Origin of the sequence: Pseudomonas sp. UME65, assembly GCF_014170225.1 — a bacterium.
Taxonomy (GTDB): Bacteria; Pseudomonadota; Gammaproteobacteria; order Pseudomonadales; family Pseudomonadaceae; genus Aquipseudomonas; species Aquipseudomonas protegens.
Window position 1 is genome coordinate 592789 of sequence record NZ_LZZQ01000014.1, and the last position, 12248, is coordinate 605036.

General features: G+C 62.0%; 10 protein-coding genes. 3 read left to right on the forward strand and 7 right to left on the reverse strand.

Going from position 1 to position 12248, the window contains the following annotated elements; all coding sequences use genetic code 11:
• Nucleotides 1–65: 65 nt before the first annotated feature.
• Together A9971_RS22855 and colR are read right to left on the reverse strand one after the other, a co-directional pair.
• A complete protein-coding gene (locus A9971_RS22855; RefSeq protein ID WP_011063089.1) occupies nucleotides 66–1346 on the reverse strand; it encodes a HAMP domain-containing sensor histidine kinase in 1281 nt (426 codons plus the stop codon).
• Nucleotides 1336–2019 carry a two-component system response regulator ColR gene (gene colR, locus A9971_RS22860; protein ID WP_011063090.1) on the reverse strand — a complete coding sequence of 228 codons (684 nt, stop codon included), beginning with the start codon at nucleotides 2017–2019 and terminating at the stop codon, nucleotides 1336–1338. The genes A9971_RS22855 and colR overlap by 11 nt, the downstream gene beginning before the upstream one ends.
• 204 nt (nucleotides 2020–2223) lie before the next feature.
• Between colR and A9971_RS22865 the strand changes: the two genes are divergently transcribed.
• Nucleotides 2224–4173, forward strand: coding sequence for an LTA synthase family protein (locus A9971_RS22865; RefSeq protein ID WP_183000026.1), 1950 nt, complete (start codon nucleotides 2224–2226; stop codon nucleotides 4171–4173).
• Between the two features lie 141 nt (nucleotides 4174–4314).
• Here the strand turns inward: A9971_RS22865 and groL are convergent, their stop codons facing one another.
• The 4 genes from groL to A9971_RS22885 all read right to left on the reverse strand — a co-directional run bounded on the left by groL (nucleotide 4315) and on the right by A9971_RS22885 (nucleotide 7828).
• Complete coding sequence (groL, locus tag A9971_RS22870; protein ID WP_011063092.1) at nucleotides 4315–5958, reverse strand: chaperonin GroEL; 1644 nt, start codon at nucleotides 5956–5958, stop codon at nucleotides 4315–4317.
• 49 nt (nucleotides 5959–6007) lie between these two features.
• On the reverse strand, nucleotides 6008–6301 hold the full coding sequence (locus tag A9971_RS22875) for a co-chaperone GroES (protein ID WP_011063093.1): 294 nt from the start codon (nucleotides 6299–6301) through the stop codon (nucleotides 6008–6010).
• 252 nt (nucleotides 6302–6553) lie between these two features.
• Nucleotides 6554–7030 (reverse strand): FxsA family protein, encoded by a 477-nt coding sequence (locus A9971_RS22880; protein WP_011063094.1) that lies wholly within the window; start codon nucleotides 7028–7030, stop codon nucleotides 6554–6556.
• Nucleotides 7031–7096: 66 nt separating this feature from the next.
• Entirely contained in the window at nucleotides 7097–7828 is a 732-nt protein-coding gene (locus A9971_RS22885; protein ID WP_015636806.1) for a HugZ family protein, read from the reverse strand.
• A gap of 164 nt (nucleotides 7829–7992) precedes the next feature.
• Here A9971_RS22885 and A9971_RS22890 point away from each other — a divergent pair, with 164 nt between their 5' ends.
• Nucleotides 7993–8751 carry an SDR family oxidoreductase gene (locus A9971_RS22890; RefSeq protein ID WP_183000027.1) on the forward strand — a complete coding sequence of 253 codons (759 nt, stop codon included), beginning with the start codon at nucleotides 7993–7995 and terminating at the stop codon, nucleotides 8749–8751.
• Between the two features lie 101 nt (nucleotides 8752–8852).
• Here A9971_RS22890 and apbC read toward each other — a convergent pair whose 3' ends face one another.
• On the reverse strand, nucleotides 8853–9947 hold the full coding sequence (gene apbC / locus A9971_RS22895; RefSeq protein WP_011063097.1) for an iron-sulfur cluster carrier protein ApbC: 1095 nt from the start codon (nucleotides 9945–9947) through the stop codon (nucleotides 8853–8855).
• Between the two features lie 162 nt (nucleotides 9948–10109).
• Here apbC and metG point away from each other — a divergent pair, with 162 nt between their 5' ends.
• Nucleotides 10110–12155, forward strand: coding sequence for a methionine--tRNA ligase (gene metG, locus A9971_RS22900; RefSeq protein WP_015636808.1), 2046 nt, complete (start codon nucleotides 10110–10112; stop codon nucleotides 12153–12155).
• Nucleotides 12156–12248: the final 93 nt, after the last annotated feature.

A 12248-nucleotide genomic window follows, 5' to 3' on the forward strand; every position in this document is an offset into this window, starting at 1 on the left:
TGGGGCCACTTAAGAGGAAAAACGACAAGTGACCGGCCCCGTAAAACAGGGCCGGGAAAGAACAATCAGGCCTTGGCCGAGTTCAGCTGAACGAAAAAACGACAGCCATTGGGCGTCATGGTAGTGAGGCTGACAGTCCAGCCCTGGTTCTCGCAGATCCGCTGCACCAGGGACAGCCCCAGCCCCAGGCCTTCTCCACGCTTTTCATCGCCCCGCACAAATGGCTGGAACATTGCCTCGCGCTTCTCCTCGGGAATGCCCACGCCGCTGTCCTCCACCACGAATCCATCGGGCACCAGGCTCAGGCGGATGAAACCCTGTTCGGTGTAGTGCAAGGCGTTGCGCAGCAGGTTGCCCATCACCGCATGCAGGAAGGTGGCGTTGTAGCGATTGTCACCTGGGGTTCCGGGCTCGAAGATCAGCTCGAGCCCCTTGGCCTCGATGGCTTCGCGCCAGATACCGGTCAAGTCACTGGCCGCCTGGCTCAGGCTCAGTTGCGGCGACATGCTGGCATCTTCACGCTGGGCTCGGGCCAGCATCAGGAACGTCTGCACCAGCTCGCGCATCTCGTCGCAAGCGCGAGCGATGCGTTCGACCTGGGCTCGCCCACGGGGGTCCAGCCGTGGATTCTCCAGCAGCAGCTCGCAGGAGGTGGCCAGAACCATCAATGGCGTGCGCAGTTCGTGACTGACGTCGCTGGTGAACAGCCGCTCGCGGCTCAAGGCCTGGCGCAAGCGGCCCAGGGTTGCATCGAAGGCAATGGCCAGCTCTCCCACCTCATCTGCCGCGTAGTCCGGCGCCAGGGGCGGAGCCAGGCCCAGCAGTTGATCCCGGTGGCGCACCTGCCGGGCAAGACGCACCACCGGCGCCATCACCCGGCGAGCCAGGATCCAGCCGAGAAACACCGCCAGCGCCAGGCTCAGGACAAAACCTACCAGCACCACGGCGAACAGCACTCGCTCGCGCTCTTCGAAATCGCTCTGGTCCTGCAGCAGCACATAGCGCCGACCGTCCACCACCTCGACCATGGCGTGATAGGACAACTCCTCGCGGAACACCTCGTGGAAACCCGGATCCAGATGGCGCAAATCCTTGGGCAGCTCGAAGTCGCCGCGCCCGCCACTGTAGTAGAACAACTGGTCGGGCTCGGGACGGTGGCTCCAGTCGCCGACGTTATCCATCAGCAACAGGCGTTGCAGGTCACCGCCCAGGCCTGCGGAGATGAGCTTCTCCTCCACCAGGTGCACCGTCGCCACGATGCCCATGGCGAACGCCCCCGCCACCAGTGCGCTCATCAACGCAAAGGCGATGATGATGCGCTGGGCAAGGCTCTGCTTAAACTCCATCTCGGCCCTCGGCCAGGCGGTACCCGACACCGTGCACGGTGTGCAGCAGCGGCTTGGCGAACGGCTTGTCGATCACCTGGCGCAATTGGTGAACGTGGCTGCGCAGGCTGTCGCTGTCCGGGCAATCGTCGCCCCACAGGGCTTCTTCGAGGATCTCCCGACGCAGTACATGGGGGCTTTTCTGCATCAGCACCGCCAGCAGCTTGAGGCCCACGGGGTTGAGCTTGAGCAAGCGGCCTTCGCGGGTGACCTCCAGGGTATCGAGGTCGTAGCTCAGGTCGCCAACCTGCAGCGACCGACGGCCACCACCCTGGGAACGGCGCATCACCGCCTCGATACGCGCCGCCAGTTCCGAGAGAGCGAAGGGTTTGAGCAGGTAGTCATCCGCCCCGGACTTGAAGCCCTGAAGGCGGTCGTCGAGCTGGTCGCGGGCGGTGAGCATGATCACCGGAGTATCACGCCGGGCGTCTTCGCGCAGGCGCTTGCACAGGGTATAGCCATCGATTCCCGGCAGCATGATATCGAGCACGATCAGGTCGTAATGCTCGGTGGCCGCCAGGTGCAACCCGGACAGGCCATCCTGGGCGCAATCCACGGTATAGCCCTTGAGCCCCAGGTAGTCAGCCAGGTTGGCGAGAATATCGCGGTTGTCTTCAACCAGTAGAATTCGCATCGGCACTCTCTCCGTACAGGGTTACGGCCATCTTGGCTCGCGCAGCTTAAGGCCAAGTCCGGCTCGCCGCCAGCCTTGTCGGCCGGTGCCAGGCAGAGTTTTCCCGGGCCTGGGGGCTTAACAATATTTTCACCAGCGGTTCACAAGCTGACTACAGGGACAACCTCAGACTGCGGGCCATTTGCCCCCAAGGAACACCCTCTGATGGATCTTCTCAAGACAGCTCCGGCGCGTTTCGTGCTGCTGCTGACCAGCACCTGGTTGGCGATTTTCCTGCTGACCCGCGGCATTTTGCTGCTCACCCACCTCGACGAAGCCGGTAGCGGCTGGCTGCCGCTGTTTGGCGTCGGCCTGCTCTACGACCTGGGTTTCCTGGCCTATGCCGCCCTGCCCCTGGGCCTGTACCTGGTGCTCTGCCCACCCGCCCTGTGGCGTCGGCGCGGCCACCGCTGGCTGTTGCAGGGCCTGTTCAGTCTGAGCCTGTTCGCCATGCTGTTCACGGCCGTGGCGGAGTGGCTGTTCTGGGATGAATTCGGCGTGCGCTTCAACTTCATCGCCGTCGATTACCTGGTGTACTCCGACGAGGTTCTCAACAACATTCTCGAGTCCTACCCGATCGGCCTGTACATGAGCCTGCTGGCCCTGGCGGCAATCGCCCTGAGCCTGGCCCTGCGCAAGCCCCTGAAGGCTGCGCTGGATGCGCCCTTGCCGCCTCTGCGTGGCCGCCTGCTCAGTGCCCTCGGCCTGCTGCTGGTGGTCGGCGCCAGCCTGCAACTGCTCAGCCAGGACAGCCCGCGCAGCCAAGGCGGCAACGCCTATCAGAACGAACTGGCGAGCAACGGCCCCTATCAGTTCTTTGCCGCCTTTCGTAACAACGAGCTGGACTACCAGCAGTTCTATCGCAGCCTGCCCGCCGATGTGGTGGCCCGCCAGATGCGCGCCGAACTGAATGAACCCAATGCCCGCTTCATCGGCAAGGACCCGCTGGATATCCGGCGCGCCATCGACAACCCGGGGGCTCCACGCACCCCCAACATCGTCCTGGTGACCATAGAGAGCTTCAGCGCCAAATACATGGGCAGCAACGGCGACGACCGCAACCTGACCCCGAACCTGGATGCGTTGCGCGCACAGAGCCTGTACTTCAACAACTTCTACGCCACCGGCACCCGCACCGACCGCGGCCTGGAAGCCATCACCCTGGCGATTCCCCCCACCCCGGGGCGCTCCATCGTCAAGCGCATCGGTCGTGAAAGTGGTTTCGCCAGCCTTGGCCAGCAACTGCGGGCCGTGGGTTACGACAGTGTGTTTGTCTATGGCGGCCGAGGTTACTTCGACAACATGAATGCCTTCTTCAGCGGCAACGGCTACCGCGTGGTGGACCAGAGCAGCGTCGAGGAATCCGAGATCCACTTCAAGAACGCCTGGGGCATGGCCGACGAAGACCTTTACACCCAGACCCTGAAGCTGGCGGACGCCGACTACGCACAGCAGCGGCCCTTCCTGTTGCAACTGATGACCACCTCCAACCATCGCCCCTACACCTATCCCGATGGCCGGATCGACATCAAGTCCGGCAAGGGCCGGGACGGCGCGGTCAAATACACCGACTACGCCATTGGCGAGTTCCTCAAGGCAGCCCGCCAGAAGCCCTGGTTCGACAACACCATTTTCGTGTTTGTCGCCGACCACACCGCAGGCAGCGCGGGCAAGGAAGACCTGCCCATCAGCAACTATCAGATTCCGTTGTTCATCTATGCGCCCAAGCTGATTCCGGCGCGGGAAAATGCACAGCTGGCCAGCCAGATCGACCTGGCGCCAACCCTGCTGGGCCTGTTGAACCTGGACTACGAGTCGACCTTCTTCGGACGCAACCTGCTGCAGGACAACCCTCTGCCTCCCCGGGTGCTGGTGGGCAACTATCAGCACCTGGGCCTGTTCGACGGCCAGGACCTGGCGATTCTCAGCCCACGCCAGGGGTTGCGCCGGCATGACCAGGCCCTGGGCGCCAGCCAGGAATCCCGGGTAGCGGACAGCGATCCGTTGATCCAGCGCGGCATCAGCTACTACCAGAGCGCCAGTTATGGCTTCAAGCAGCAATTGCTGGGCTGGAAGGCGCCCAAGGCAGCGGCGGATGAACTGAGCCAGCGCTGAAGTCGTTCGCGGGCAAGCCCGCTCCTACAGAAGTGGAGCAGGCTTGCCCGCGAAGATCCAGGCGCCCCCCATATCCGGGGCATAAAAAAGCCCCGCCGGCTTTCACCGGCGGGGCTTTTTCAGTACAGGGGTAAGGCTGGCTTACATCATGCCGCCCATGCCACCCATGCCGCCCATGTCTGGCATGCCGCCAGCTGCAGGCTTGTCTTCCACGATTTCAGCAACAGCGGCTTCGGTGGTCAGGATCAGACCGCCGATGGACGAAGCTGCTTGCAGCGCGGAACGGGTTACCTTGGTTGGATCCAGGATGCCCATTTCGATCATGTCGCCGTATTCGCTGGTAGCAGCGTTGTAGCCGAAGTTGCCGGCACCCTGCTTGACCTTGTCCACGACAACGCTTGGCTCGTCACCGGAGTTGGCAACGATCTGGCGCAGTGGAGCTTCGATAGCGCGACGCAGTACAGCGATACCCACGTCCTGGTCGGCGTTGTCGCCTTTCAGGTCGTTGATGCCTTGCAGAGCACGGATCAGGGCTACGCCACCGCCAGGTACCACGCCTTCTTCAACGGCTGCACGGGTAGCGTGCAGGGCGTCTTCAACGCGGGCCTTCTTCTCTTTCATTTCAACTTCGGAACCAGCGCCAACCTTGATCACTGCAACGCCGCCGGACAGCTTGGCCAGACGCTCTTGCAGTTTTTCACGGTCGTAGTCGGACGAAGTGTCGGCGACTTGTTGACGGATCTGAGTCACACGAGCCTGGATGTCCGCTTCAACGCCAGCACCGTCGATGATGGTGGTGTTTTCTTTGGACAGGATCACGCGCTTGGCGTTACCCAGGTGCTCCAGGGTGGTGCTTTCCAGGCTCAGGCCGATCTCTTCGGAGATGACGGTACCGCCGGTCAGAACGGCGATGTCCTGCAGCATGGCCTTGCGACGGTCGCCGAAGCCAGGTGCCTTGACGGCAGCGACTTTGACGATGCCACGCATGTTGTTCACAACCAGAGTCGCCAGGGCTTCGCCTTCAACGTCTTCAGCCACGATCAGCAGTGGGCGGCCGGCTTTGGCAACGGCTTCCAGCACTGGCAGCATTTCGCGGATGTTGGAGATCTTCTTGTCCACCAGCAGGATCAGCGGGCCGTCGAGTTCGGCGACCATGGTGTCCGGCTTGTTGATGAAGTAAGGGGACAGGTAGCCGCGGTCGAATTGCATGCCTTCTACGACAGACAGTTCGTTTTCCAGGCCCGAGCCTTCTTCAACGGTGATCACGCCTTCTTTACCGACTTTTTCCATGGCTTCGGCAATGATGTCGCCGATGGAGTTGTCGGAGTTGGCGGAGATGGTGCCGACCTGAGCGATGGCCTTGGAGTCAGCGCATGGCTTGGACAGACCCTTCAGTTCTTTGACGATGGCGATGGTCGCCTTGTCGATACCGCGTTTCAGGTCCATCGGGTTCATGCCGGCAGCGACGGCTTTCAGGCCTTCGTTGACGATCGACTGAGCCAGAACGGTAGCGGTGGTGGTGCCGTCGCCAGCGTCATCGTTGGCACGGGAGGCAACGTCTTTGACCAGCTGCGCGCCCATGTTTTCGAAGCGATCTTTCAGCTCGATTTCTTTGGCAACGGAAACGCCGTCCTTGGTGATGGTCGGAGCGCCGAAGCTCTTCTCGATGATCACGTTACGGCCTTTCGGGCCCAGGGTCGCTTTTACTGCGTCAGCCAGAACGTTGACACCAGTGAGCATTTTCTTGCGGGCGGAATCGCCGAATTTAACTTCTTTAGCAGCCATGATCGATATTCCTTAAATACTGTGTAGTAGCGGGAAAATACGCGGGAAATCAGCCTTCGATAACAGCGAGAATCTCGTTCTCGGCCATTACCAGCAGATCTTCGCCATCGACTTTCACGGTGTTGCTGCCGGAGTACGGGCCAAACACCACTTTGTCACCCACTTTCACGGCCAGCGCACGTACTTCACCGTTGTCCAGCACACGGCCAGTACCTACAGCGACGATTTCGCCACGGTTAGGTTTTTCAGCAGCCGAACCAGGCAGAACGATACCGCCGGCAGTTTTCGATTCTTCTTCGCTGCGACGGATGACGACGCGGTCATGCAGAGGACGAAGCTTCATTGTCGATCTCTCCTAATTGTGGTTTTCAACGGCCGGTGTCGATACCGGCGGGTTAGCAAATCCGGCTTTGCCGGGTGCGGCTCGACAAGCGAGCCGCGGAAGTCTGTCTGGTGTCAGCACCAGAAACCTTGCGGTGACCGTTACATAAGGGCGCATAAGGTTATTACAAGGGCTGGCCGATGAAATTTTTTACATCGCTGGCGCCAAAACGAACACGGCACCCGAAGGTGCCGTGAGACGTGAGCTTCTGACTCAGGAGTCGCGGTGCTCGAATTCGCCTTCGATCACGTTGGGCTCGCGGCCCAGCGGCTGCTGGGGCGCAGGGCCGCCACGGGCGGCACGCATGTCGTCGGCAAAGGCGCGCTGGCGCAGGGCCTGCTCCTCGGCACGCTGGCGCATTTTATTGGCCAGCAGGCGACGGCTGATCGGCAATAGCATCAGCAGGCCGAACACATCGCTGATGAAACCCGGCAGGATCAGCAAACCACCCCCCAGGGCCAGCATCAGGCCCTCGAGCATTTGCTGGGCCGGCAGCTCACCGCGATTGAGGCTTTCACGGGCACGCAGTGCCGTGGCCAGACCGGCCACGCGCAACACCAGCACACCGAGCATCGAACCGAGAATGATCAGCAGCAGCGCCGGGAAAAACCCGATGGCCGCGCTGACCTTGACGAAGACGAACAGCTCGAGCACCGGGAAAAGTAAAAAGAGCAACAGAAAAGGGCGCATCAAATGGTTTCCTCTGCGGAAGAATGCCTTCCAGTAGACCGTAAATGACGTCGCCAATTCGTGAATTCAAGCACCCAGGGGCGGATTTTTCGGCCATTGATCAGCTCGGGCCAGGAAAACCAGGGCCTCGCGTACTTGTGTCGGCGTATTGCAAGGCGCCTGGAAGGGCAGCCAATACAACGCCTGGCCGATGCGCAGGTGCATGCCTTCGGTATCGATCCCGGCCATCTGCGCCGGCGCGTTGTCCGGCAACCCGGTCAACTGGACATAGTGGGCAATGGCCTTGGCATGGTCGCTGTTCATGTGTTCCACCATGCTCAGCTCGGCCTTTCCGGCGAAGGGGTTGGCCAGGGTCAGTTGGTCGACCCAGTGGATCGCCCCGAAGCCGCCGATGTAGCGGTGGCGTACCGGCTTGAGCACCCAGAAATCGAAGTCATGGGCCTTGTGGTAGTTCTGTGACTCGGGAAAGTAACGGTAGTAACGCTCGGCTGCGGCTTCGATGGCAGCCTCATCCTCGAGCTTCTCAGCCTCGGCCAGGTAGGTCAGGCGACCGACTGCCTGCACGTCATCGGCATCGCGCTCACCCACCAGCAGCGAGCACTTGGGATCCTTCTGCAGGTTGTGGGTGTGCTGGGCGATACGGCTGATCAGGATCAGCGGCCGGCCCTCGGCGTCCAGGCAATAGGGCACCACGGACCCGAAGGGAAATCCCGGCATGGCCTTGGAGTGAGTGGACAGCACCCCACGATATTCCTTGAGCAGCAGTTCTCGTGCATTCTTGGCAGCTTCAACGCTCACTTTATGACTCCTTATGTAGAATCCGTCGAAAACGGACGGGCGCCTGGAGCATTGTTCCAGCTACGCCAACAGGGCAATTCTCATCTGCAGCCAGGCCAGGTCCGGCCGCCGAGCGAGGGTTCCCGAAAAGGACTCCCCTCAAGACCAGCTAGCGGGACATGCGAATGCAACTCACTGACAAAGTAATCATTATCACCGGCGGTTGCCAAGGTCTGGGCCGCTCCATGGCCGAGTATTTCGCAGCCAGGGGCGCACGGCTGGCGTTGGTCGATCTGAACCAGGAAAAGCTCGACCAGGCTGTCGCGGCGTGCAAGACCCACGGCGTCGAAGCCCGTGCCTATCTGTGCAACGTCGCCGATGAAGAGCAGGTGAACCACATGGTGGCCCAGGTCGCCGAGGACTTTGGCGCCATCCACGGCCTGATCAACAACGCCGGGATCCTGCGCGACGGCCTGCTGGTCAAGGTCAAGGACGGCCAGATGACCAAGATGAGCCTGGCCCAGTGGCAGGCGGTGATCGACGTCAACCTGACCGGGGTCTTCCTCTGTACCCGGGAAGTGGCGGCGAAGATGATCGAGCTCGGAAACAACGGCGCGATCATCAACATTTCTTCGATCTCCCGCGCCGGCAATTTCGGCCAGACCAACTATTCCGCGGCCAAGGCCGGGGTCGCGGCAGCCACGGTCACCTGGGCCAAGGAGCTCGCGCGTTACGGCATCCGCGTGGCGGGCATTGCCCCGGGCTTTATCGAAACCGAGATGACCCTGGGCATGAAACCCGAGGCCCTGGAGAAGATGACTGCCGGTATTCCCCTCAAGCGCATGGGCAAGCCGGAAGAGATCGCCCACTCGGCGGCCTATATCTTCGAGAACGACTACTACACCGGGCGCATCCTGGAAATGGACGGCGGCCTGCGGGTCTGATCCTGCCGTCGCACCGGTAGGAGCCGGCTTGCCGGCGAAAGCGATCTTGAGGACGCCTTCGCCGGCAAGCCGGCTCCTACATGACTCACCCGCCTGGGGCTTCAGTCGTCGCTGATGGTGATGTTGGGCATCGCCGGGGCGGCCGCTTCTTGCAAGACAATGCGCGCGCCCACATGCCGCGCCAACTCCTGGTAGACCATGGCAATCTGGCTTTCCGGCTCGGCGATCACCGTCGGCTTGCCGCCGTCGGCCTGCTCGCGGATCAGCATCGACAGCGGTAGCGAGGCCAGCAGCTCGACGTCGTACTGGCTGGCCAGCTTCTCGCCGCCGCCTTCGCCAAACAGGTGCTCGGCATGGCCACAGTTGGAGCAGATGTGCACCGCCATGTTCTCCACCACGCCCAGCACCGGGATGTTGACCTTGCGGAACATCTCCACGCCCTTGCGCGCATCCAGCAGAGCCAGGTCCTGGGGCGTGGTGACGATCACCGCACCGGCCACCGGGACTTTCTGCGCCAGGGTCAGCTGGATGTCGCCGGTGCCTGGCGGCATGTCGATCACCAGGTAGTCCAGGTTGCCCCAGTCGGTCTGGGTCACCAGTTGCAGCAAGGCCCCGGAGACCATAGGACCGCGCCAGACCATCGGCGTGTTGTCATCGGTGAGGAAGGCCATGGACATGACCTCCACGCCGTGGGACTCGATCGGCACGAACCACTTCTGGTCCTTGATCTTCGGACGGGTGCCTTCGGCGATGCCGAACATGATGCCCTGGCTCGGACCATAGATATCGGCGTCGAGAATCCCCACCTTGGCGCCTTCGCGGGCCAGGGCCAGGGCCAGGTTGGCCGCGGTGGTGGACTTGCCCACACCGCCCTTGCCGGAAGCCACCGCCACCACGTTCTTGACGTTGGCCAGGCCCGGGATCTGCGCCTGGGCCTTGTGCGCGGCAATGACGCTGCTGATCTCGACCTTGGCCGAGCTCACGCCGTCCAGGCCCTCGATGGCCAGTTGCAGCATCTGCGCCCAGCCACTCTTGAACAGGCCGGCGGCATAACCCAGTTCCATGCGGACCGTGACCCGGTCGCCCTGGACCTCGATGTCCCGCACGCAGCCGGCGCTGACCGGGTCCTGGTTCAGGTAAGGGTCGGTGTATTGACGAAGGACGGCTTCCACCGCTGCGCGATTGACGGCGCTCATGGGCAACTCCGATAACAAGACAGGAAAATCAGCCGGCTATCCTACGCCGCCGACTCCTTCGTGGCGAGAAAGCTTGCTGCGCACAATGTGCCTGGAAGGGTGAAAATTCCGCTCCGGCGCTTTATAGTGGCCGACCTCCGTTTCATCAAGTAGCCGAGCCCCATGTCCGAGCCACGCAAGATCCTCGTCACCAGCGCCCTGCCCTATGCCAATGGTTCCATCCACCTTGGCCACATGCTTGAGTACATCCAGACCGACATGTGGGTGCGCTTCCAGAAGCTACGCGGCAACCAATGCATCTATGTCTGCGCGGACGACGCACACGGCTCGGCCATCATGTTGCGCGCGGAGAAGGAAGGCATCACCCCGGAGCAGTTGATCGCCAACGTGCAGGCTGAACACTGCGCCGACTTTGCCGAGTTCCTGGTGGATTTCGACAACTTCCACTCCACTCACGCTGAAGAAAACCGTGAGCTGTCGAGCCAGATCTACCTCAAGCTGCGGGACGCCGGGCACATCGCCACGCGCTCCATCACCCAGTATTTCGACCCGGAAAAGAAAATGTTCCTGGCCGACCGCTTCATCAAGGGCACCTGCCCGAAATGCGGCACCGAGGACCAGTACGGCGACAACTGCGAAAAATGCGGTGCCACCTATGCTCCGACCGACCTGAAGGATCCTAAGTCGGCGATCTCCGGCGCCACTCCGGTGCTCAAGGACTCCCAGCACTTCTTCTTCAAGCTGCCGGACTTCCAGCAGATGCTGCAGAGCTGGACCCGCAGCGGCACCCTGCAGGACGCCGTGGCCAACAAGATCGCCGAGTGGCTGGACGCCGGCCTGCAGCAGTGGGACATCTCCCGCGATGCACCGTACTTCGGCTTCGAGATCCCGGATGAGCCGGGCAAGTACTTCTATGTGTGGCTGGACGCGCCGATCGGCTACATGGCCAGCTTCAAGAACCTCTGCAGCCGTCGTCCGGAACTGGATTTCGACGCCTTCTGGGGCAAGGACTCCACCGCCGAGCTGTATCACTTCATCGGCAAGGACATCGTCAACTTCCACGCCCTGTTCTGGCCCGCCATGCTCGAAGGCGCCGGCTATCGCAAGCCGACCGGCATCAACGTCCACGGCTACCTGACGGTCAATGGCCAGAAGATGTCCAAGTCCCGTGGCACCTTCATCAAGGCCCGCACCTACCTGGAGCACCTGTCGCCGGAATACCTGCGCTACTACTACGCGTCCAAGCTGGGCCGTGGTGTCGACGACCTGGACCTGAACCTCGAAGACTTCGTGCAGAAGGTCAACTCCGACCTGGTGGGCAAGGTGGTGAACATCGCCAGCCGTTGCGCCGGTTTCATCCACAAGGGCAATGCCGGGGTGATGGTGGACAGCAATGCCGCCCCCGAGCTGACCGAGGCTTTCCTGGCCGCGGCGCCAAGCATCGCCGACGCCTATGAAGCCCGTGACTTCGCCCGGGCCATGCGCGAGATCATGGGCCTGGCCGACCGCGCCAACGCCTGGATCGCCGACAAGGCCCCATGGTCGCTGAACAAGCAGGAAGGCAAGCAGGATGAAGTCCAGGCCATCTGCGCCACTGGCATCAACCTGTTCCGCCAGTTGGTGATCTTCCTCAAACCGGTGCTGCCACTGCTGGCTGCCGATGCCGAGGCCTTCCTCAACGTGGCCCCGCTGACCTGGAACGACCACCAGCAACTGCTGGCCAACCATCAGCTCAACGAATTCAAGCCACTGATGACGCGGATCGACCCGGTAAAAGTGCAAGCCATGACCGATGCCTCCAAGGAAGACCTGGCCGCCAGCCAGACCGACACCGGTGGCCCTAAAGGCAACGGTGAACTGGTGAAGGACCCGCTGTCCGCGGAAATCGACTTCGATGCCTTTGCCGCCATCGACCTGCGTGTCGCCCTGATCGTCAAGGCCGAAGCCGTGGAAGGTGCCGACAAGCTGCTGCGCCTGACCCTGGATATCGGCGACGAACAGCGCAACGTGTTCTCCGGCATCAAGAGCGCCTACCCTGATCCGTCCAAGCTCGATGGCCGCCTGACCATGATGATCGCCAACCTCAAGCCACGGAAAATGAAGTTCGGCATCTCCGAAGGCATGGTGATGGCTGCCGGCCCTGGCGGTGAAGAAATCTACCTGCTGAGCCCGGACAGCGGCGCCAAGCCCGGCCAGCGGATCAAGTAAGGCTGCAGGCTGGACCCCATCCCCCCGTTGCGCCCGGCGCAGCGGGGGGATTTGCATATCTGGCGGGCCCTGCGCCGACGCTGGAGTTTGCCT